The sequence below is a fragment of the Hymenobacter negativus genome (assembly GCF_017571495.1).
Taxonomy (GTDB): domain Bacteria; phylum Bacteroidota; class Bacteroidia; order Cytophagales; family Hymenobacteraceae; genus Hymenobacter; species Hymenobacter negativus.
Genome location: NZ_JAGETZ010000009.1, coordinates 87,986 through 109,259, shown reverse-complemented (window position 1 = coordinate 109,259; position 21,274 = coordinate 87,986). Strand labels below are relative to the sequence as shown.

At 54.0% G+C, this 21,274-nt stretch carries 23 protein-coding genes; 19 read left to right on the top strand and 4 right to left on the bottom strand.

The features are described from left to right. The first annotated feature begins 101 nt into the window (after positions 1 to 101). The 14 genes from J4E00_RS18330 to J4E00_RS18265 all read left to right on the top strand — a co-directional run bounded on the left by J4E00_RS18330 (position 102) and on the right by J4E00_RS18265 (position 10,935). On the top strand, positions 102 to 911 hold the full coding sequence (locus tag J4E00_RS18330; protein ID WP_208176712.1) for a Hachiman antiphage defense system protein HamA: 810 nt from the start codon (positions 102 to 104) through the stop codon (positions 909 to 911). Then, positions 908 to 1,702, top strand: coding sequence for a DEAD/DEAH box helicase family protein (locus J4E00_RS18325; RefSeq protein ID WP_208176711.1), 795 nt, complete (start codon positions 908 to 910; stop codon positions 1,700 to 1,702). The genes J4E00_RS18330 and J4E00_RS18325 overlap by 4 nt, the downstream gene beginning before the upstream one ends. Positions 1,703 to 1,745: 43 nt before the next feature. After that, positions 1,746 to 3,371 carry a hypothetical protein gene (locus J4E00_RS18320; protein WP_208176710.1) on the top strand — a complete coding sequence of 542 codons (1,626 nt, stop codon included), beginning with the start codon at positions 1,746 to 1,748 and terminating at the stop codon, positions 3,369 to 3,371. A gap of 265 nt (positions 3,372 to 3,636) precedes the next feature. Next, positions 3,637 to 4,068 (top strand): hypothetical protein, encoded by a 432-nt coding sequence (locus tag J4E00_RS18315; RefSeq protein ID WP_208176709.1) that lies wholly within the window; start codon positions 3,637 to 3,639, stop codon positions 4,066 to 4,068. Between the two features lie 404 nt (positions 4,069 to 4,472). After that, positions 4,473 to 5,060: a hypothetical protein gene (locus J4E00_RS18310; protein WP_208176708.1), complete on the top strand. Its 588-nt coding sequence runs from the start codon at positions 4,473 to 4,475 to the stop codon at positions 5,058 to 5,060. Positions 5,061 to 5,413: 353 nt separating this feature from the next. Continuing rightward, a complete protein-coding gene (locus J4E00_RS18305; RefSeq protein WP_208176707.1) occupies positions 5,414 to 6,565 on the top strand; it encodes a tail fiber domain-containing protein in 1,152 nt (383 codons plus the stop codon). A gap of 134 nt (positions 6,566 to 6,699) precedes the next feature. Then, positions 6,700 to 6,966 carry a hypothetical protein gene (locus tag J4E00_RS18300; RefSeq protein ID WP_208176706.1) on the top strand — a complete coding sequence of 89 codons (267 nt, stop codon included), beginning with the start codon at positions 6,700 to 6,702 and terminating at the stop codon, positions 6,964 to 6,966. Positions 6,967 to 7,031: 65 nt separating this feature from the next. Then, positions 7,032 to 7,370 (top strand): hypothetical protein, encoded by a 339-nt coding sequence (locus J4E00_RS18295; protein ID WP_208176705.1) that lies wholly within the window; start codon positions 7,032 to 7,034, stop codon positions 7,368 to 7,370. A 161-nt stretch (positions 7,371 to 7,531) separates the two neighbouring features. Continuing rightward, on the top strand, positions 7,532 to 8,146 hold the full coding sequence (locus J4E00_RS18290; protein ID WP_208176704.1) for a hypothetical protein: 615 nt from the start codon (positions 7,532 to 7,534) through the stop codon (positions 8,144 to 8,146). Positions 8,147 to 8,349: 203 nt separating this feature from the next. Then, positions 8,350 to 8,877: a hypothetical protein gene (locus J4E00_RS18285; RefSeq protein WP_208176703.1), complete on the top strand. Its 528-nt coding sequence runs from the start codon at positions 8,350 to 8,352 to the stop codon at positions 8,875 to 8,877. Between the two features lie 225 nt (positions 8,878 to 9,102). After that, entirely contained in the window at positions 9,103 to 9,267 is a 165-nt protein-coding gene (locus tag J4E00_RS18280; protein ID WP_208176702.1) for a hypothetical protein, read from the top strand. Further along, positions 9,267 to 9,686 (top strand): hypothetical protein, encoded by a 420-nt coding sequence (locus tag J4E00_RS18275; RefSeq protein ID WP_208176701.1) that lies wholly within the window; start codon positions 9,267 to 9,269, stop codon positions 9,684 to 9,686. Before J4E00_RS18280 ends, J4E00_RS18275 begins: the two co-directional genes overlap by 1 nt. Positions 9,687 to 9,854: 168 nt before the next feature. After that, entirely contained in the window at positions 9,855 to 10,289 is a 435-nt protein-coding gene (locus J4E00_RS18270; RefSeq protein WP_208176700.1) for a hypothetical protein, read from the top strand. Between the two features lie 109 nt (positions 10,290 to 10,398). Beyond that, positions 10,399 to 10,935: a DUF1493 family protein gene (locus J4E00_RS18265; RefSeq protein ID WP_208176699.1), complete on the top strand. Its 537-nt coding sequence runs from the start codon at positions 10,399 to 10,401 to the stop codon at positions 10,933 to 10,935. 90 nt (positions 10,936 to 11,025) lie between these two features. Here the strand turns inward: J4E00_RS18265 and J4E00_RS18260 are convergent, their stop codons facing one another. After that, complete coding sequence (locus tag J4E00_RS18260; protein WP_236049929.1) at positions 11,026 to 11,721, bottom strand: formylglycine-generating enzyme family protein; 696 nt, start codon at positions 11,719 to 11,721, stop codon at positions 11,026 to 11,028. Positions 11,722 to 11,892: 171 nt separating this feature from the next. Between J4E00_RS18260 and J4E00_RS18255 the strand changes: the two genes are divergently transcribed. Further along, positions 11,893 to 12,378 carry a hypothetical protein gene (locus J4E00_RS18255; RefSeq protein ID WP_208176697.1) on the top strand — a complete coding sequence of 162 codons (486 nt, stop codon included), beginning with the start codon at positions 11,893 to 11,895 and terminating at the stop codon, positions 12,376 to 12,378. A gap of 21 nt (positions 12,379 to 12,399) precedes the next feature. On the opposite strand, the gene J4E00_RS18250 is transcribed toward J4E00_RS18255, so the two are convergent. Next, a complete protein-coding gene (locus tag J4E00_RS18250; protein WP_208176696.1) occupies positions 12,400 to 13,422 on the bottom strand; it encodes an EthD domain-containing protein in 1,023 nt (340 codons plus the stop codon). Positions 13,423 to 13,701: 279 nt separating this feature from the next. On the opposite strand from J4E00_RS18250, the gene J4E00_RS18245 reads away from it, so the two are divergent. After that, the gene (locus J4E00_RS18245; RefSeq protein ID WP_208176695.1) at positions 13,702 to 14,436 is read left to right on the top strand and encodes a hypothetical protein; all 735 of its coding nucleotides are present in this window, start codon (positions 13,702 to 13,704) and stop codon (positions 14,434 to 14,436) included. 127 nt (positions 14,437 to 14,563) lie between these two features. On the opposite strand, the gene J4E00_RS18240 is transcribed toward J4E00_RS18245, so the two are convergent. Further along, positions 14,564 to 15,835, bottom strand: coding sequence for an MFS transporter (locus J4E00_RS18240; RefSeq protein ID WP_208176694.1), 1,272 nt, complete (start codon positions 15,833 to 15,835; stop codon positions 14,564 to 14,566). Positions 15,836 to 16,067: 232 nt separating this feature from the next. Here J4E00_RS18240 and J4E00_RS18235 point away from each other — a divergent pair, with 232 nt between their 5' ends. Beyond that, the gene (locus tag J4E00_RS18235; protein ID WP_208176693.1) at positions 16,068 to 18,005 is read left to right on the top strand and encodes an acyl-CoA synthetase; all 1,938 of its coding nucleotides are present in this window, start codon (positions 16,068 to 16,070) and stop codon (positions 18,003 to 18,005) included. Between the two features lie 40 nt (positions 18,006 to 18,045). On the opposite strand, the gene J4E00_RS18230 is transcribed toward J4E00_RS18235, so the two are convergent. Beyond that, the gene (locus J4E00_RS18230; protein WP_208176692.1) at positions 18,046 to 19,137 is read right to left on the bottom strand and encodes an adenylate/guanylate cyclase domain-containing protein; all 1,092 of its coding nucleotides are present in this window, start codon (positions 19,135 to 19,137) and stop codon (positions 18,046 to 18,048) included. A gap of 301 nt (positions 19,138 to 19,438) precedes the next feature. Between J4E00_RS18230 and J4E00_RS18225 the strand changes: the two genes are divergently transcribed. Together J4E00_RS18225 and J4E00_RS18220 are read left to right on the top strand one after the other, a co-directional pair. Next, positions 19,439 to 20,311 carry an aldo/keto reductase gene (locus tag J4E00_RS18225; protein ID WP_208176691.1) on the top strand — a complete coding sequence of 291 codons (873 nt, stop codon included), beginning with the start codon at positions 19,439 to 19,441 and terminating at the stop codon, positions 20,309 to 20,311. Between the two features lie 45 nt (positions 20,312 to 20,356). Next, a complete protein-coding gene (locus J4E00_RS18220; protein WP_208176690.1) occupies positions 20,357 to 21,175 on the top strand; it encodes a polysaccharide deacetylase family protein in 819 nt (272 codons plus the stop codon). Positions 21,176 to 21,274 lie beyond the last annotated feature (99 nt).

The window sequence follows — 21,274 nt, the reverse complement described above, 5'->3', positions numbered from 1 at the left end:
CTTACTACCTTGCAAGAGCAAGGAGTAAGGCCGATTGGGTTTATTATTAATACATTACTCCAATAGTCGTTTTCACTTCACAACTCTATGATGATTTAGCTATGCCATTTGCAGGAGTAAGATTTGAGAACAAAAAAGAATGTACCATATGCCTGGTAGAGGATTTCTCTGATGAATTCAAAAAAGAAATCAGGAATACTCTTGCGAGTATTTTTCATGGCGCAATTGAGGTAGGAGCTTTACCTCATTACTATACTTATCAAAGTACAGTAATAGAGTTCTTAAAAAGATATGAAACGAAAGATGATAACGTGAAGAAAGGAATGATAGGCGAACTACTAGCTCATATTCTTTTAAATAAATACCATGTAAACTTCGAAACATTATCTGTACTAAAAAACAAAGAAGAAAGAAATATTAAAAAAGGTTTTGATATTATGTATTTACACAAGAATGATAATTCATTATGGTATTCGGAAGTAAAATCAGGGCATTGCTCGCCTTCTCGCAAGACTGCTGCTATTGACCCAAAGAAATCTAATGCAGGCCTATTAAAAAGAGCCAAAGATGGTATAATCGAAATGTTTGAGAGCAAGAGAGACTCTTTATGGGACAGTGCGCTCATTGATGCAACGCTAACTATGGAATTAGGCAATCTTAAAAACGCCAAAGAATTACTTGCCAATAATTCACCTAGATTAAATGGAAGCGCTAATATCAAAAGAAATGTTATCCTAATCACCGTCTTATATCATACTGTAGGTGACAAAATAGTACTCAAAAGATTAGAAAAATTTCAAACCAAACTAACTAAAGAAGCAGTTTTTGAAAAATCATTGCTTTTTTCAATACAAAAAAGCACTCTTGAAAAAGTAGAAAGCTTTCTGAAATCCGAAACAGCTACCATATGAAAAACCTACTGCTAACTGTATCAAGCTTCAGAAAAAGCTTATCTAATTCTTACTTCGAAGTTGCATACAATAAGCTAATATCTAACAGAAGCAGTGAATTATCGCAAGATGAAAAACTATATCTTCTAAAAACTGCAATTGTATTACTTAATGAGGCAGACTTCAGCCTAGAGAGGCTTGGTTACAGAATTATTTTATCCTATTGCAATGCTTTCCATAATTACATTCCACTCTACGACGTATCACTAAGCAAGGGATATATTCCCATTTCTAAATTTATTGAATTAAATCTTCTTAATGGGGACAAGTTTGGAAATCATTTTTTCAACACATTATTATCTTCTTACAAAGAAAATTTTCTACAAAACGGAATTTATTTATCAGAAGGGCAACAGGATTTGATTAGGTTCGCAAATTCAAATGAAGGCGACTTTGTTTTAATTGCACCAACTTCGTATGGAAAATCAGATATAATTGTATCAAAGGCCCAAAATAATATATCCAAGAGAGTATGCATTGTTGTGCCGAGCAAATCATTATTGGCACAAACCAAGCGGCGTCTATTAAAGAGATTGTCAAATAATGCCTCTAATAAGTTGATAACCCATCCAGATATGTATCTGGGAAATGAGGCAAATTTTATAGCTATACTCACTCAAGAAAGATTATTAAGATTAATACAAAAGCATCCAGACTTCACTTTGGACTTACTTCTTGTAGATGAAGCTCATAATTTACTAAAAGGGGATAGTAGAGCTATTTTTATTAGCTCAGGTCTTATTCATTATTAGAAAAAGAAATCAAGAAACTGTTTTCAATTTCTTTACACCTTTTATGTCAGATGCACAAAGTGTAGAGGCGCCTTATTTAAGCAAAAAACTGGAATCTAGAAGAAGTAATGAATTTTTAAAAATTGAAAAATACTTTTCAATAGACATACGCAAGGAAAACACCCTTGAAGTGTATGACCAATTCACTAACAATTTTATTTTCATTAAGCAGCATAGTAATACTAGTGACTTAATGATTGTAAATTCATACAAAGCCGACAAGAACATTGTTTATTTAAACAAACCGCGCGATATTGAGAACTTTGCAATGGATGCAGAGGCAAATACAAGAGAGCTTACGAACGCGGAAGTATCAGAATTAGAATCAGCAATTGCTGAATTCATTCATCCTGAATACAATTTAATTGATTGCATCAAAAAGGGAATACTATACCATCATGGCTCGATGCCTGATATAATTAGGCTGTACGTCGAAAATGCTTTTACAAGACAAAAGCATTTTGATTTCATCATCACGAATTCCACGCTTCTTGAGGGAGTAGATATCCCGGCTGATAAACTATTTATACTTACCACCAAAATAGGCCATAGATATTTTACAAAATCGGAACTAAAAAATCTTGTAGGCAGGATTTGTAGATTTAGTGAAGTGTTCAACGTTTCTACAGGAAGCTTGAAACGATTAGAACCAGAAATCTATTTGATTAAAGGAAAGTATTCTAGTAGCACAGCAAATATCAAAGGATTCATTGAACGCACTTTAAAATCTGATTTAGTAATTTCAGATGTCGTGGATAATGTGCTTTTAAAAGAGGAAGGTGACATGACCGACCCGAGAGAAAAGAAAAAAGCGGCAGATTCATTAGAGTACCTTGAGAACATTGAACCTAGTGATACACCTGTTGATTCAGTAGAATACGCTCAGACATTCATTGCACAGCTATGCTATAAGAATAATGTCCACGACTTCAATATCAAACAAAACGAAGAAGCGCTTAATAAAAATCTATCGGAAAATCTCCTGTTTGATATCAATGCGCCATCATACCTAATCCGAGCGATTTTAACATTGTTCACAAAAGACATAGTCATAGTAGACGAACAATTCAAAAGACTACTGTCTTTTAATGCACAACTTTACTATTCCATGATTTTGCAATGGAAAATAGACGCCACATCATACAGAGAAATGATACGAAATCTTATTTCTTACTGGACCTCTTCTGGCAGTGACTTGATATACGTTGGAAATAAGTGGGGTGAAATCAACCACAATCAAAGGCAAGGATTCAATAGTTACGTCAGCCTTTCTACTAAAACAGATAAACAACTAATTAACCTTGCTATCGTGAGGGTAAAAGAGGAACAAGACTATGTTGACAACTACTTAATGAAATATGTTGAAATCATCAATGACCTAAAACTTATTGAAAATTCTTTTTATGACCGCATCAAATATGGCACAGATAATCGGACAATAATTTGTCTATTAAGAAATGGTTTCACGATGGAACTGGCTAAGATTTTAATAAAAGAAGTATACCAAATTTACTTAACAATAGACCTTAACAATGACATTGTCACCATTAGCCCAGCCATTATTCAAGCAATGTTAGAGAATAATGAAAACAAAGTTTTGATTTTTGAGGTCGGTCATCACATCAAATAATAGCCTATTTGAAGTAAGGCTCGCATCTATTTAAATACAATTCGATATTAATTGATACTCTGCCTTATCTACCTCAGGCGGACAGGGTGTTATGCATAAAGGGGCGCAGTTCTGAATCACCCCGAGCTTCATTACTAGCTGAAGAGGCTCCAGGGGCAGTTGGGCTGGCTGGCTTGGAGTTTCTGCAACAGCTTCTCTTGCCTCTCCAGCCACGCAAGAGGCGGCGGGGGCGGGGGGGGCAGGGCGCTACTTTGTAGCTTTAACTATGTTTAAAACGCAATATGGCCGTCTGTTGCTCTTGGGCGCAGCTTTAGTAGTTTTCGCGGGCTTGCCGGCGCACGCCGAGTTTGTTTGGAATCCGTTTGAACACATGACGAATGAAGAAGCTGGCGAAACGTACCTTCTGGTTCTATTCGTCATGTTTTTCGGCCTTGTCGGCTTTCCTGCACTCATTGGCTTCGTCACGTACGCGGTTCTCCGGCGCAAATACCCGGAGGTTCCTGCCAAATTGAAAACGGTGCTGCTCTACACTTTCGCGGGCTATTTGGTAGCAAACCTGGTGGGTAAACTTCTTCCCAGCCCGCCGTGGCCCGACTCCCTGAATATCCTGCTTCTGTGCTTGGGGGTAGTCATATCCATCGGCTTTACCGTCGGGGGTGCAGCACTCGGGTTCTTTAAAAGTATAAACCAAGGCTAGGACGGGATTATAGCTACGGGTAATTGAGTTACCTGTGCGCCGCGGCTTCACTTCAGGACATTCGACCGCGCCGAGCGCACGTCGGCTGCAACCCTGGCCTGGGCAAGCCAGTATGCCGCACTTAATTCGTGGCCAGGTGATGCTACCCTGGCCTTTTGCTACTGTGCGCCCTATGATTACCCATTTTACCGAACTGGATAGAGCCAAACTGCTGCTGCTGTATCATCTCAACCCGGTAGAACCCAAGGCCACGCCCGTGCCCAAAGGGCCTTTGCTGCGGATTGTGATTATCCGGCACGGCGAAAAGCCACCACCGGCAAGGTTATGCCCTCCATTGAGGATACTAAAACAATTATAAATACAAACCTGCCAAAAGGACGTCTTGAAATCAAATGAGGAACGCAATGGCTTTGGTGCTGCTTCTTGGTTTAAGCACTTTACACTTTTTTGATGCATCAGCCCAACCCTTTTCTACCCCTGCTCACTTTAGAAAAGCAAACAAGAAGCATCCTATCATTACCATTGACACTACCTTTTTATTCGAATCCTACATTGATAGCTACACTTTTTCCGACCAAATAATGGAGCGCAAGGGCTTATTGCTATACAAGCCTGTCAGCCTGAACAGCTATAAGTCTTTTTATTGTGTGTTTCGCCTGGACCCAAACCAGAACACTAAATACAAACAACTTGAGCAAGAGGCTTTCAATAATAGTGAAGCAAAAAAATCTGTAGTAAAATTAAATCTCGATTTAGAACTAGGAGTAGCCGATTCAATTCCCATTAAGAGCAACATTGATTTACAACCGTATTGTGGAACGCGCTATGTCCCACATCGACTTAAGCTGGATTTGCTTTACCTGGGGAAAATACCGCATAGAGTTCCGCTCTTTTTAGATTGCAAGGGTTATGATAGGTATTTAAAAAATCATCATAACAGAAATTATAGGATTCAAAAACTACGTACTTTTTTAATCACAAAGTACTACTAGCGGCCGGCATCATCGGCTACCCATGGGCGGCGAAGGGCTGAGTTTCCATTGCATCTCTCGCCACTCAAGATGCGCCGGGGGCTTTGGGGCAGACGCAACACCCAGCTTCCGCAGAGGCTTGGAGCGGCGCTGGGGGCACTGGGGCGGGCATGGCTGGAGATTCAACAGCAGCTTCGCTCGCCTCCTCAGCCACGGCAAGAGGCGGCGGGGGCGCGGGGGGTGGGCGTGACTACAAAGCGCTGTGACAGTGGGGATGAGCCATTTGGGCAAGCTGAGCGAAGCTACTGCTGACACACCATTTTTGCCACCAGGCAGGCAGGTGTAACTTGCGCAAAATCCATTTTCCTGTATTCATGAAATACCTTGTCTCTGCACTTGCTTGCCTTTTCCTGCCGGTTGCCGCCCTGGCCCAGTATACCGCCACCGATACGCTTGTGAGCGCGCGCACCCTTGTCTCGAACACGAAAGTGACCCGCCTACTCCTGGCCAAGTCCGGCGGCTTTCTGTTGGGTGGGGAGTACGATGGCGGCTTTAACAGCAGCATTCTGGCCGAGGGCACCGGCACCCGGCTGCTGTGGTACCCGCAGAAGGCGGCTTTCCGGGCGGGCTACGTCGATGCCACGCAATGGGACGACGCGAACATCGGGTCGTATTCCATCGCGGCCGGCTACAATACCCGCGCGTTGGGCGATTACAGCACCGCGTTTGGCTACAACAATGTGGCAGCCCAGGTCGGCTCGACGGCCCTGGGGCAGTACTGCATCGCGTCGGGAGCCGCGTCGGTGGCGCTGGGCTACTACGCCCATACCAACGCTCGCCAGGGGTCGTTTGTCTTCAGCGACCGGTCGGTGCCGGACGATGGCAACATTTTTACCGACGAATCATTTCGAGCCAGCGTCAATCACTCGGCCAACTGGCGGGTTAGTGGCGGGTTCCGCATCTTCACCAGTAGCAACTTATCGACCGGGGTCACGCTGCAATCCGGAGCGGTGACCAGCAACTGGAACCAGACCAACGCGGTGATATCCACTTCGACCGGGGCCTACCTGTCTACTTCCGGCGTATGGACCAATACGTCCGACGTCCACAAAAAGCACCTGTTCGAGGCCGTGTCGGGCGAAGACGTGCTGGCCCGGCTGCGCCAGGTGCCCATTCAGCGCTGGAGCTACAAGGCCGACAATGCCCGGGTGCGCCACCTAGGCCCTATGGCGCAGGACTTCCGCCGCGCCTTCGGCCTGGGGCCGGACAGCGTGAGCATCGGCACCGTGGATGCTGACGGCGTGGCCCTGGCCGGCGTGCAGGCCCTCGACGCCCGTACCCGCACACAGGCCGCCGCCCTGGCGGCCCTGCAAGCCGAGAACCAGGCCCTGCGCGCCCGCCTCGACGCGCTGGAACGGCCGGGTACGCCAGCCGGGTTGCCGCTCGGCGCCGGACTGGGGCTGACCCTGGCGGTGCTGGGGGGCGTAGTGGCGTGGCGGCGCAAGGCCGCCCCCGCCGCGCACTAGCCAGCAGCCAGGCCGCGCCAGCGCTTCTGCCGCCTCTCCCGCCACGGCAAGGGGCGGCGGGGGGCCGGCGTGGAGGCTATCAGCCGTTGAGGTCAATTGGTGTAACTTGGGGACCTAACGTAGCAGGAGAATTCATGGAACGCGAAAAGGCGCTGTGGCTGCTGGGCTGGCTGGCCAATGGAGTGGCTGCCTTGTGCTGGGCAACGTTTAATTGGGCTAAGGCCCGGCTCATGCTGGAAGGCGGCGTTGACGCGCCAACCACTGTGGTACGGGAACTGCTTTTTCCAGCTGTGCGACCCCAGCCTACTGCACAGGTGTTGACGTTGGGCGACTTCGTCGCCTCCGCAGCCGTGGGCTACTTTGTGAAGCGCGAACGGGTACGTTTTGTGTTAGCCAAGTAGCAAAATTATTAATTTGAACAACAATGAAAAGGACTGCATTTTTTTTGATTTTTTCATTGATTTCAGTGAAAAAAATATTCGCTCAATCTGACACGCTCATATCAATTAGCCGGAATCACAAAGAAGAAAATATATCTCAATACATTAGGAAAGAATCTGTAGGAGGAGCTCTTGATTTTAAGAAAAGTCTTGAAAAAGATGAGCATGCTTTTTTTCTATACGGGAGCTTTGCCTACAACAAAAAGGACTTTTCTATTTTCCTTTGGGGAAAGAAAGTAAAAAATCTTGGGCTTGCATCTTCAAAAGAGGCTGTAAAACTCTGGCAAGAAATTTATAATCATCAATTAACTGCTCCTGAGGAAAAGGCTCTGGTTCGAGGGTTCGAAACTAAATCCGACAACTAAGCCTAAATAACTCACTGCCCACGCAGGCCCGCTGGGGGCAACGCTCTTCTGAAACAGCTTCTGCCGTCTCATCAGCCACGCAAGAGGCGGCCGGGGCGCGGGGGGCCGGCGTGGGTGTGGGACGCCAAGTGACGCAGCTTTCCGCAGTATCTTTAGGCACGATGGCTTACAGTGATTTTTCAGCGAAGGAAATCGTGACGCGGTTTGGCATTCGTTATGGTTCCGAAAATTTGTTTCCGGACGTGGTGCCGGTTGCTCCTTCGGCTTGGTTGCGCGAGTCGTTGGAGAAAGGCATGGGCATGGGTTTCAACACCGAGAAGTCGCGTTCGGAGCGGCTGGTTTCGCCGATTCTGATGGAATTAAGTAGCTTGAACACCAACGAGTTTTCCATTTACTCCGGCATGAACCTGGACGTGGATGGCAGCCAGGGGTTGAACGGGGAATGTGATTTCATCTTTTCCTTTAGCCGAATTCAGGACTTTGTAACGGCTCCTATTTTTTGCATCACCGAAGCCAAAAAGCAAGATGTGGAGCAAGGCACCATCCAATGCTCGGCCCAATTGATTGCGGCCCGCAAGTTCAACGATTTGGAAGGTAACCACCCAGCCGTTTTGTACGGTTGCTCGACCACGGGTATTGAGTGGCGCTTTCTCAAATACGAAAACAATGAGATGACCTTGGATAAAAGGCGCTACCTAGTCAACGAGTTGGATACACTTCTGGGCGTTTTACAGCATATCGTTGAAATTTCCCGGAACCAGATTCAATTCAACTAAACCTGCTGCACACCCGCAACGCCGACCAGACCGAGGCCCGCCTCAAGCGCCTGCAGCAAGTGGCCGTGGCCAACGGCAACCTCTTCGCCGAACTGATGGAAACGGTGAAGTTCTGCTCGCTGGGGCAGATTGCCAACGCGCTGTTTGAGGTCGGCGGCCAGTACCGGCGGAATATGTAATTCCGGCCTGCAATCTTTCGCCCAATGGCTCTTCACAACAAGCTCTTTCTGATTGACCTTAATCTTGAAGGGCCAAACGCTCCTTCTTGGGACTTCATGTCCGATGAGTATTGGCAGAATGTGCTTGATAACTTTGTGTTCAAAATTGCTGACAGCTTCGCATTTGCAGGCGTCTCTAAAACAGCGGACTTGTTTCCGAAGGGCTTGGATTACTTCAGTGACTGGCAACTCGATATTATTGAGTTAGTCGAGGCTGACGATGATATAGTCTGCAAATTCAATCTTAACGATAATTGCAAGAAGCATTTTCGGAAGTTTGAATTTGCTGTTCATAGTTTCGAAAGCAAAGAATTCAACGACTACTACGAGTTTGACCAGTTATATTTCTTCAGCGGTGAACGACTAGTTGCTATTTATATCAATCACGAAAGCATGATTGATTTTCTTGACTTAACTGACGACGAAACAGTCCTCATCGAAGCTTTGGAGACACATATAAAAGCTTCTTTCGTTGATTCTGCTGTTTTTACAGATGCCTTCAAGAATAGATAATCTGTAAATCCAATCAGACTACGCCATCCTCTGCCTTCCTCACCTCGGGAGAGCAGGGTGTTGTGCGTAAGGGGGAATTGCCCACGCGAGTCAGTTGAAGGCGGCGCTACGATGCCCTAACTGCTTCTCCCGCCTCCCCCGCCACTTAAGAGGCGGCGGGGGCGCGCGGGACGGGCGTGGGGCCAACCTATGAAACTATCAACCTAGGCTTTATCTTTGGATAGAATGAAAAACGCTCAGCCCACCACCGACCAAACCCAACTGCACGAGGCCCGGCGCCAGAATGCGCTGGCGCAACTACGCCGCCGCTACGATGCCCTTGACAAGCTAACGGGCAAAACGGCGGCCGAACGGGTGGAAGACTTGCGCGAGCGCCGCCCGGCCCGTTGATGCTGGACGAAGCCCGCGTTCGATTCTGCGATTGGGATGAGAGTGGCGGCAATTTGGAATACTACATCAGCTACCTGCACCACGACTGGGACGTGGTCATTCAGACCTATGAGGTGCGCGGCATCAGCTATGAGGAACAGCTGATTTATACCAGCGACTTCACGCTGTTCCAACAAGGCTCAGCAGTGCCGGATGACTTTGCTAGGTATCCGGCGGCGCACAAGCGGCAGTTGTGGGAAATCATTTTTGCCATTAAGCAGCGCTTTCTGGACGAGGTGCGGCCGGCTATTGTGGAGCATTTTATCAAAGCCCCCTATAGCGTGAAGCAACGGCTGGCGCTTTATCAAAAGCACCTCGACCTACGAGAATACGACGTGGAGCAAGCCAGCCACACATTCACGTTCATTCGACGTACTTAATAGTTAGTTTTCTGGGGCAGATTCTGACGCCTCTCCCGCCACTCCAAGAGGCAGCGGGGGCGCTGCAAGGCGGACGGCAATTTGAAAGTTTATCAGCATCGTATCAAATCGTATCACGGGGCGCGGCATCTTTGCCGAGCTTGACGCATTTACGGGTATCCGCTTTCGATGGTAAACGTTGCTATTCTGTTTCGTGTGCTGCTTTTCTACTTCCTACCGGGCGTGTATGCGTTGCGGTTTTTGTTTCTATTTGTGACAGCGCAAAGCACACCTAAGAAGCGAAAAGCCGCTTTGGGTTTTGTAGGAATGATTGCGCTACTGGCTTTTTTTATTTTCAGCAGCTACCGCGTCGATAAAAACTGGGAGCGGAATGAGCTAGGCACTTACCAACTGACTGCTTACCCAAACTGCCGCCCCTGCGAGTTGGAGTTAAGGGAAAATAATGTTTTCGTGGTACGGCAGCAAGACTCCATCCGGGAAACCGGCCATTGGCGCTTCGAGAGCGGCCAAGACTACTGGATTACCTATTTGAATGAGTACGACCAGTTGGGCAGAGGCAAATACAGCTACACAAAGTATCACCTGACGCACCCGCGACGTTAGCCAGCGGCATTCGGCAGTCACCTTCACGCGCCCCCTGCCACTACAAGAGGCGCTGGAGGCGGACGCTTCGTAACCGTGCTTAGTGCAGAATCAATACTTTTATAACCGTATGGAAACCCAAGAAATAGCGGTTCGATTTGCTGATTTACGCCGGGTAGCGACGTCGGTGCCACCCTACATTAAAGACTTACTGGGCGTAACAGAACCTGTTACATTCCGTTCAGCCATCGAAGACGATTTTGGCTTGTGCGGCTTGGACACGGAATCCTTGCTGACCCAATTTGGCGAGAAGTACCAGGTCGACTTGACGCGCTTTGATTTCACCGATTGCATCAGCAGTGAAGTGTCAGAGTCATCTTGCCTGCTGGTACTCGTTCTTCTTCCCGCATTCCTGGCTCTATTCATCCTTGCCTGGACGGCAAATATTATTGCGGCCATTTGTTATGCTCCGTTTGGTCTTGAGAAGGCACGGCTGATGCTGCGAGCAGGCATTGGGAATCCCGCAACTATTGCCCGCACGCTGTTATTTCCGAACGTAAGCCCGCGGCCCCAAGAGAAGATTCTAACGGTAAGTGATTTTGTTGCCTCTGCGGCAACAGGCTACTTTGTGAAGCGCGAAAACGTACGTTTCATCCTAGCGGAATAGAAAGGCTCGCTTCGCTCGCCTCCCCTGCCACTCCAAGCGGCGGCTTGGGTGGCGCGGGCCAGATGACGCCTGGGAAGCTTTAGGAATTAATCAGCTTTTATTCCTGGCAACGCGAAATCCCAGGTCGTCGATTTTAAACGCGGCGGGGTGGCTACGGCGGCGATTGGTGGCCAGGCAGCCCCTGGGCTCGTCGGCCCAGCCGCCGCCCCGGATAATGCGGTAACTGCCGTAGACCGTCTCGTCGTAAATGTCCGAACACCACTCCCACACGTTGCCAAGCATGTCGTACAGCCCCCAGGCATTGGGCTGTTTCAGGCCCACCGGATGGGTCGTTTTTTCGGCGTTCTCCTTATACCAGGCAATGGCGCCAAGCTCGCCGTAGCGAATGCCGCTGGTGCCGGCTTTGCAGGCGTATTCCCATTCGGCCTCGGTGGGGAGGCGGTAGCCGTCGGCCGTTGCATCAACTGCCGTTTCGGCCCCCAGCGAGTAGCAAGGGCGCAACCCAGCAGCGGCGGAAAGCAAATTGCAGAAATGCACGGCATCCCGCCACGACACGGTTTCGACGGGGTTGTTGGCGCCCTTGAAACAGCTGGGTGATTGGTTAGCGATGGCCGCGTATGCGGCTTGGGTGATTGGGTATTTTGCCAGAAAGAAAGGGGCTATTTCTACCCGCCACTGCTGTTTTATTCGGTCATCCCGTAGCAAGATTTCGCCACCCGTAATGAGCACCATTTGCTCCTGCATGCTGGCAAGGGCTGAGGACTGAATAAGGTCTGGTAGTATCATTGTTGCGTTGAGGCACAATTTAGGAGTGCCAAGCATGCACAAAGAAACGGACGCGAACTGACGCCGGGTTGGCGTAACGCAGCTGGCACTATTCCAGCGTCAGTCAGGTAACCCTCGGTGTTTAATTCAAAATCAGCAAACTTGCAGCTATACTATATCATAATCAAACGCATGAAGCAGCAATCAATGGTCATGGGAATAAAACGCGTATGCTGGGGATTGGCTTTAATGCCTCTGCTGGTCGGTTGCGATGCGCTGATGGGCAAAGAGGTGGCCCGCCTACCAATTAATGAGGTCAGCACGACCGGGCACGAAGTAGCGAAGGAGGCGACCATACAGTTGAAAAAGGACGATAAAATCGCATTGTGGTCCGATATGGACTTGGCTTACGAAGGCGATTCGCCCGTTCGGTTTCAGGTGCAGGTAACCAAAGACGGCGCGCCGTTTAAGGAACTGCAGATTGACCCTACCGAGAAAAACGTCACCATTGGCGAAGTAAAAACGGATGTCAACGGGAGTGTGAAATGGCGCTTTAGCGGAAAAAACGCCGAATTGGTAATTCCGGACGCAGGGAGCTATACGTTCAGGGGCATTCTGGTAGCAGCAGCCAATCCAACACTTCACGTAACCAAGGCGGAGCTGGTTATAAAGAAGTAAGGCCCTCTTACCCCTACTGAGTTAGCGCACGGTGGCCAGTTCCGGCAGCAGCCGGTTGATGACGCTGTAGTTGAGGCCGGTCCAGAATTCGGACTGCGCGACGTCGGAGAAGGCCGCTTCGTCGGCTTCGATAGCGCGGTAGTTGTCGGATACGAGGTAGTCTTCCACGTCGTTGATGCTGGCGAAGGCCAGTACTGAGATGCCGTCCATGAGGCTGCCTTCGGGGTCGGGCTGCGTCGAGCCGATGTTGTGCAATTGAGCGTAGCGGCGCACGTAGGTATGGGTGGCAGGCTGGGCGAGCACCAGGGCGGCGTGGTGGTTGAGCAGCCACTCCTGGAACTCTTCGCGGCTGAGGTCGGGCCGGCGGCAGTGAATTTTGACCAGGCTGATGGGGTCGCGGTGCTGGGCGCTGGGCAGCAGGATGTACTCGCGGGTGATGCTGCGCGTGACCATGCGGAAAGCCGTTTGCTCGTCGGGCACCACGCGCTGGTCGTACTGCGGCTGCTTGAGCACACGGTTGATGTCGGCCTCCGCCGCGTAGGCAATGTAGGCAAAGCCGTCCCAGCGCGGTCGCTGATAGGCCGGCACCTGGGCGTAGGGGTCGGCCACAAGCTTGTTGTCGTCGGTGGTCATGGCGTGGTAGGGCGGGCGGAAGTACGAAGAGGGGCCGCCCGCAATTCGGTGCACCTGGTCGTAGCGCAGCACGGGCTCGTTGTCGGTGCCGGGCTCCTCGTAGGCGAATTTGGGGCCGTGTACCTTGCGCCAGTACTCGTCCCAATGCTCAAAGCCCAGGCCGGGGTCGGCTTCGAGGGCAATTTCAGCGGGCTCAGTGTCGGGGTTCTCGATGGCCTCGCCGGTGCGGCTGCGGGTGGCGCCAGCGTCGAGCGGACGCAGGGCGCGGGGCGTGTTGTCGGCCCGGGTGAGGAAGGTGGGCGTCACAATAAGGGGCGCGGTGGTGGTGCGGTAGGCAGCGCGGTAAGGCGGCCGGTGGCGGTTGTCGGCCGAAGAGTCTTCGGCGGCCAGGTCCTGGAAGGTAGTGGGCATGAGGGATGAATGGCGGGGTGGAAAGGCTGCATTTATCAACGTGTAGTTTTGGGTGGAGGTTAGCATCTGGGAAGGCCCGAGTGGTGCGAACCACAGGAGGTACCGCACCTCATTATGGCGTTACCTCGGCAGTGCCGCCGCAGCTTCTGCCGCTACTTCAGCTACTCCGGACGGCTGGTGCTTGTGCTTATCCCCTGCACAATTATTTGGCAGATAAACCAGTTTGAGGAGCTGCTTGCTGGCGACTTCCGAAACAGTCTCATTCCCCATTTCGCTCAAATGCGCATTCAAAGAAATCACCTCCTGCTTTGCCTGCTGGTTAGCCTTTTTTCCTGCTCCTCAAACGCCGCCCAGGAAGTACGGCTGGAAGGCCGGACCACGGCGCAGGGCCATCAGTACTCGCTATTTCATCCGCAGGGCCTTGCTGTGCAGGTCGTAAACAGCCGGCCAGCGGAGGCCGACAACTACAACCAGTTGAGCATAGCCGCGGCGTACACCGATTTGGACACCGACCAGCCGCTGGACCTGCTGGTGTGCCAAGGCCGCGTGCTGCAGCCCAAAGCCAAGGTGGGGTTTCTGGATGGGGTGTTGACGATGGTTGGGGACAGCCTCACGATTGGCCAGATTTCAAGAGGCCAGTCGCCGCCCGGCACGGAACTGGAGCGCGTTCGACAGCAGCACGGGACTCTGTTTTTGCAGGAGCTGCTCGTATTTCGGGGCAAGAGTGTACACCCCGACGGCGGCAGTGTTTTCCAGCGGCGGGCTTTGGCTGAATTGGCGGGCCACCGGTTTGCGGTGGTGGAGAGTGTTGGGGATAATCTCACGATGAAGCAGTTCGGCGACGACCTGCTGGAGCTGGGGGCCCGCAATGCCATCTACCTGGATATGGGCGACTGGGACGAAGGCTGGTACAAAACCGGCAGCCGCGTGGTGAAGCTGGGCCATCGGCGGACGGAAACGTCCCGGCAGTCGAACTGGCTGGTGTTTGTGAAGCCAGCAGCGGCAGTCGACTAGTAGCTGAACACGAGAGGCACGGGTCAGTGCTCGGCGGGAACTTTGACTTCCCCGCAGACGAAAACACGAAAGCGAGCGATAACCGAAAAAGCAGCAGAAGGCAACTTTTCCCAAGCTAAACCATTGCCTACGCCAGCGCCGAGGCAGGCCTGTTGTCCGCAGGCAGGGCTGAAGGCTGGCGGGCCGTGCCGGTTTCGCGGAGCAGGAAGCTGGCCAGAATTGCCAGGCAGGTGCAGCCAATCCAGAACAACCCGCCTTTCTCAAAATGTGCCACTGGGTCGGCCTGGCCCAGGGTCTGGCCATACAAGCGGGCAAATAGAGGGCCGAGCACGGCTGACACGCCAAACGTGAGGAAGTTCATGGCCCCGGTGGCGCTACCTTTTACGTGGTCGGGATTGGCTTCTTTAATGATGGAATATGGAATCATGGCCGCGCCCGAGGCCACGCCGAACAGCAGCAGGCTGAGGGCAAGCGGCATGAGCGCGGGCAGGTAAAGCTGTTGCAAGCCCAGGAGCACCATGCACCCGGCGCCGAGCCAAATTACGGGCTTGCGTCGGCCTAGGTGGTCGGCGAGCCAGCCCAGCGCCGGGCAGCCCACTACCCAGCCCAGCGGCACCATAGAACAGGCCCAAATGGCCGCCGCGTAGCTCATCTGCTGGTCGCGCTGCAAGGCGGCCACACCCCAGTTCATGGCAAAAATGGTGGTGGGCGCAAACAACAGGCCCGCTACCAGGCCGCACAGGTACGACTGCGGATTGCTGAACACGATTTTATAGGGACTCAACAACCCATTACCGGCGGGCGGCGCCTGCGTCCGGGCATCGTTGGGGGTGATGAAGAACAGCGCCACGCCGGTGACCAGATTGGCCAGGCCCATGAGCACCCAGAAAAGGCGCACATCGAACCCACCGTGAATCAGGGGGCCAACCAAAGACTGCCCCAGCGCCCCGCCCAGCATGCCCAGGCACTGCGTGGCCCCGATGGCCGTGGCCAACGACCGCGCCTGAAAGCCACGCGAAGCCAGATAGACCGAGCCCGTGAACGCAAACGCCGAGCCCGCGCCTTGCAGCAGCCGGGCGCTATTGCCGGCCGCCGCGCCGGGCAGCGCGAACAGCAGGCAGCCCAGCGCCACAATGGCAATGCCCGTCGGCAGCGCATATTTCGCGCCGGTGCGGTCGAGGGCCACCCCCGCCACCAGGCCCGCCACCGAATAGGTGTAGTAATACGTGCCCAGAATAGCGCCCACCCCCATGGCATCGACTCCGAACGTGCGCGCCAGCTCGGGAATCATCACCGCTGGCCCTGACCGCACTGCGTACTCTAAAAAGTAGAAAATCAGCGAAAAAACCCAGGCAATGACGTAGGGTTTGGTGCGGGCTGAGCTGTTGGTGGTTTCCATTTAGGCGACGGGTTTAAGCAGTTAGAACTGCCCCTACCAATGAAAGGTTAGCCCGAGCTTACCTCCCTTTGCCATGCGACCAGCAACCACCCAGGGCCGGGGCTGCTCCGAGCCAGATTGGCGAAATAGCTTTATAAGCTCACTTTTGGCCCCGTGCCCGCAGGCTGCTGCCTACTTTTGAAGGAAAACCTGTTCGCATCTGGCACAAGCCGATGCTCTCCCTTGCTTCTCTATGCCGGGCTACCGCAACCTCGACGACATTCTAACATTGGAACAGACGCCCTTGTCGGCGCAACCGGTGCCCGCCCACACCCTGGCCCTGCTGGAACGCGGCAAGGCCCGCAACCCCCAGGCACTGGCCCTGCGCTTCGTGTTCAGCGGCGAGCGGCCCACCGAGTCGGTCGATTTCACTTACACGCAACTGGTGCAGCGCTGCTACCAGGCGGCCAATATGCTGCACGAGTTGGGCGTAGGCCCCACCGACGTGGTATCGTACCTGCTGCCCAACCTGCCCGAGACGCACTTCACGCTCTGGGGCGGGCAGGCCGCCGGCATCGTCAATCCGCTAAACCCGCTGCTGGAGCCGGCCCAGATTGCCGACATCCTCAACGCGGCCGGTACCAAGGTACTGGTCACGCTACGGGCATTTCCGAAAACCGACATCTGGCAGAAAGTACAGGCCGTGGCCCCGCTGGTGCCCACGCTGCGTACAGTGATAACGGTTGATTTGCTCGATTACCTGCCGCTGCCGCAGCGCGTGCTGGTGGGTGCGCTCCGGCTCACGCAAGGCAAGATGGCGCTGCCAGGTATTCAGGTAGTAAATTTTGCCGAGGCCAGTCGCCGCCAGCCTAATGACCGGCTGGTCTCGGGCCGGCAGCTGCTACCGACGGATGTGGCCTGCTACTTCCACACCGGCGGCACCACGGGCACGCCCAAAATCGCGCCCCTCACCCACTACAATATCACCAGCACTTCCTTCGCCTCGGCCCAGCTGTTGGGTGGCGAAGCCGAACCCGACCGGCTGGTGTTCTTCTGCGGGCTGCCCCTGTTTCACGTCAATGGCGTGGTGGTGACGGGCAGCGTGCCGTGGCTGCTGGGCCACACCGTGGTACTGGGCAGTCCGGCGGGCTACCGCGGGCCGGGCATTCTCGACAACTTCTGGCAGCTGGTAGCGCACTACAAGCTGTCGCTCTTCAGCGGCGTGCCCACCATCTTCAGTCGCCTGCTCGACTTGCCCGTGGGCAGCCACGACCTCAGCTCCCTGCGCTACGCCATTTGCGGGGCCGCGCCGCTGCCGGTGGAGCTGTTGCGGGCGTTTGAGCAGCGCACCAAGCTGCGGCTGGTGGAAGGCTACGGCTTCACCGAAGGCAGCTGCATCAGCGTGGTGGGGCCACTGGCGGGTGCGCCCATGCCCGGCAGCATCGGCCTGCGCGTGCCGTATCAGGACGTGCGCATTATGGTGCTGGATGAGCAAACCGGCGTGTTCCTGCGGGAAGCCGAGCCCGAGGAAAGTGGGTTGATTGTGGTGCGGGGCAGTAATATTTTCGGCGGCTACCTGCAGCCCGAGCATAATAAGGGCATCTGGGTGGATACCGGCGACGGCCAGGGTCCCTTCTACAACACCGGCGACCTGGGCCGGCAAGATGCGCAGGGTGGCTTCTACATCACGGGCCGCAAGAAGGAGCTCATCATCCGAGGCGGTCACAACATCGACCCCAAGGTGATTGAGGATGCCCTGACCGCCCACCCGGCCGTGGCGCTGGCCGCCGCCATCGGCAGCCCCGATGCCCACGCCGGCGAGCTGCCCGTGGCCTACGTGACACTGCACCCGGGCCAGCAGGTTTCGGAAGCCGAGCTGCGGACTTTTGCGGAAGCCCACATTCCCGAGCGCGCCGCCTGGCCCAAGCAGGTGTACACGGCGGCCGAGTTACCGCTCACGGCCATCGGCAAAATCTTCAAGCCGGCCCTGGCCAAGCAGGAAATCAGTCGGGTTTACACGCGGCAGCTAGCCACGGTGCCGGGCCTGACCGTGGACTCGCTGACTGTGCGCGACGACCGGCAGCGCGGACTGGTGGCGGAAATCACGGTCAGTGGCACGGCTTCGGAGGAGCAGATTGGGCAGGCCTTGCTGGGCATGGCGGTGCCTTATGACGTGCTTCGGCGCGGATAAACACAGTCCATTATAGACAATGAAGCCCGTCATGCAGAGCTCATTTATTTTCGACTGAATAGAGGGCCACGGTGCCGGCTTTGCCACGCAATGGAAACTCGCCCCGGGCCTGGAAATGGAATTCGGGCGGGTGCGGCAGGGCCTCGTAGAGGGAAGCGGATAGCAGCAAGCGGCTGTGCAGGGCGTTGCACTGGGCCTCGATGCGGGCGGTGGTATTGAGCACGTCGCCGTGAAAAACCAGCTCGGTTTTGATGGCGCCCACCTGGGTAGCCATCACCGGGCCGCCGTGCAAACCCGCTTTGAAGGTGGGCACAACTCCGTAGGTGCGCAGGTAGTAGTCGCGGCGCAGGTCGATGGCCAGCTGCATGGCGAAGAAGCAACGCACACAACGCGCCTGCGCAAGGCCGGGCTTCCACTTCCAGGTCACCACCACTTCATCGCCGACATACTGGTAAATCTCGCCCCGATGGGCCACAATGGGTGCGCCCATGTCGAAGAAAAAGTCGCGAATGAGCTGGCTGTAGCGCTCATTACCCAGCTTTTCGGCCAGCGAAGTGGAGCCCTTCACATCCACAAACAGGAAGATGCGCTGCTCGGCCACCGGGTGGTGGTAACGGCCCAAAAACAGACGCAGCAGTGCGGGCCGGCCAATTTTGTTGCTGAGCTGGTAGAGCATCGACGTGAACAGAATCAGAATGCTGTAGCCGGTGAGCAGGCGCACAAAGGCCTTGCCTTCGGGCCGGATGGCCAGGGTGCTCCAGTCCCGCAGCTCGCCGGCCCTGAGGGAAGCCAGCAGCAGTTGGTTGTCGGGCGAGTGGTTGAAGATGCGGTGGATGAGGTAAAGCATCACCCAAAAGCCGCCCAGGTACAGCATCATGCTCACCACCAACCGGGTGCCCAGCCGCACCCGCGCAAACAGCTGCGGGAACACGTATACCTCCATGGCAGCCACCAGCAAGCCCATGGGGCCGCCCACCCGCAATACCAGCTGCAAATCGAGGAGCGAGAACGTGCCGCGCACCAGCAGCACCAGCAGCAAAGCCCCTAAAACAAAAAACAGACTCAGCGCCAGCACCGAATGCCAGTAAAAACGCTGCAACGGACGCTGCCAGGGCGAGGAATAAGAAGCCATAAGCTGCGAATTACGCAACAACAGCGTAGTAGCGCATCATTCTGTGGGGGCCATTTGTCATGCGGAGCGCCGCTTGTTATTCGCCGCATTCCGCGCATCACGCAGCAATGAAGGACCTTCTCACCGAAAAACGACTGGCCCTAATTCAACCAGCACAAACCTGATACGGCCCGTCACAAGCGCACGGCGGCAAGCGGTACTCCGGATGACAAAGCACCGTCGTGCATATCCTGACCGACATCCTTTTCAAACATCCCGGCCCGCAAACCGTCTTCTGCTTATCCAAACCACCTCTTTCTATATGACCACCATCACCATTGCCCAAAATTCCGCTCATCCCTTCACCGTTAGCCGCCTGGGCTACGGCACCATGCGCCTCACCGGCCCCGGCATCTGGGGCGAGCCCGCCGACCGGCCGCAGGCCCTGGAAATCCTAAAAACTGCCGTGGCCAGCGGCGTCAACTTCCTGGACACCGCCGACTACTACGGGGAGGATGTGACCAACCGGCTCATTGCCGAGGCCCTGCACCCCTACCCGACTGACCTTGTTATCTGCACCAAAGTGGGCGGCGCCCGCAGACCCGACAAGAGCTGGATTCCATTTAACACGCCCGAAAACCTACGCACCAGCATCGACAACAACCTGCGCACCCTGAAGCTGGACCAGATTCAGTTGGTGCATTTCCGGGTGCTGGGGCACGGCGGGCCGTCGATTGAGGAGTCGTTGGGGGCCATGTTTGAGATGCAGAAAGAAGGCAAGATTCTGCACGTGGGCCTCAGCAACGTGAGCCGTGAGGAGCTGGAAGCGGGCCTGAAGCTGGGTGAAATTGCCACCGTAGAAAACATGTACGGCTATGCACAGCGCACCACGCTACGCGAGGCCCACGGCGAAACCCGGGGCGGCGAAGAAGTACTCGACCTGTGCGAGAAGCACGGCATCCCGCTCATTCCGTTCTTCTCGTTGGTGCACGGCCTGCCCAATGCCGGGGATAAGCTAGCCGAAATGGCCCGCCAGCGCGGTGTGACCGAGGCCCAGCTCAATATTGCCTGGCTGCTGCATAAGTCGCCCTGGATTCTGCCGATTCCGGGCACATCGTCGCTGGCGCACCTGCGCGAAAACCTGAAAGCAGCCGAAATTCAGCTGAGCGCGGAAGACATGGCCTATCTGGGCTAACGGGTGCCTCGCCGGCCCCAACGCTTCATTTCCTAATTTGCGGTCATGAGCTTCACCAAGATTCTGCTGCTGGCCCCTGCCCTGCTGCTGGCGGGCCGGCTGGCGGCTTTCGGCCAAACGGCTGCTTCGTGGAACAATAAGTCCTGCGCCGTGGTGCTGACCTACGACGATGCCATCGACGTGGACCTCGACAACGTGGTGCCGGCCCTGGATTCGGCCAAGTTCCGGGGTACGTTTTACATTATCGGCTCCTCACCGGTGGTCACCAAGCGGCTGGGTGAGTGGCGTAAAGCTGCCGGACGCGGGCACGAGCTGGGCAACCACGCCCTGTTTCACCCCTGCGATGGCAGCCTGCCGGGCCGCAGCTTCGTGCAGCCCGACCACGACCTGCACACCTATACCGTGGGCCGGGCTGTGGACGAAATCAGGGCGAACAACACCTTGTTGGCAGCCATTGACGGCAAAACCAGTCGCACCTTTGCCTACCCCTGCGGCGACCGGCTCATTGGCGGTGTGGCCTTTTATGACCAGCTACGCCCCGACTTTGTAGCGGCACGCGGCGTCTCGCCCGGCCTGCAAACCGCCGCTGGCGTCAACCTCGATAACGTGGACTGCTACTCCATCAACGGTCAGAATGGCCAATACATGATTGACTTAGTGAAAAAAGCGCAGCAGTCGCACACCCTGCTGGTGTTCCTGTTTCACGGCGTGGGCGGCGGCCACTCACTGAACGTGGACTTGGCGGCGCACCGGCAGCTGCTGCGCTACCTGAAGGCGCAGGAAAAAGATATCTGGGTAGCGCCAATGGTGGAGGTAGCACATAAAATAAAGGTGGAACAACAGAAGGGCGCTGGCAAGAAGTAATCGAAAGTCTGGCAAAGCGCACGTGGAACGTCATGTTTAGAAGCGCTCGGCATGACGTTCCAAGTGCACTTTGTCATTTAACACCAACTCAAAACATAG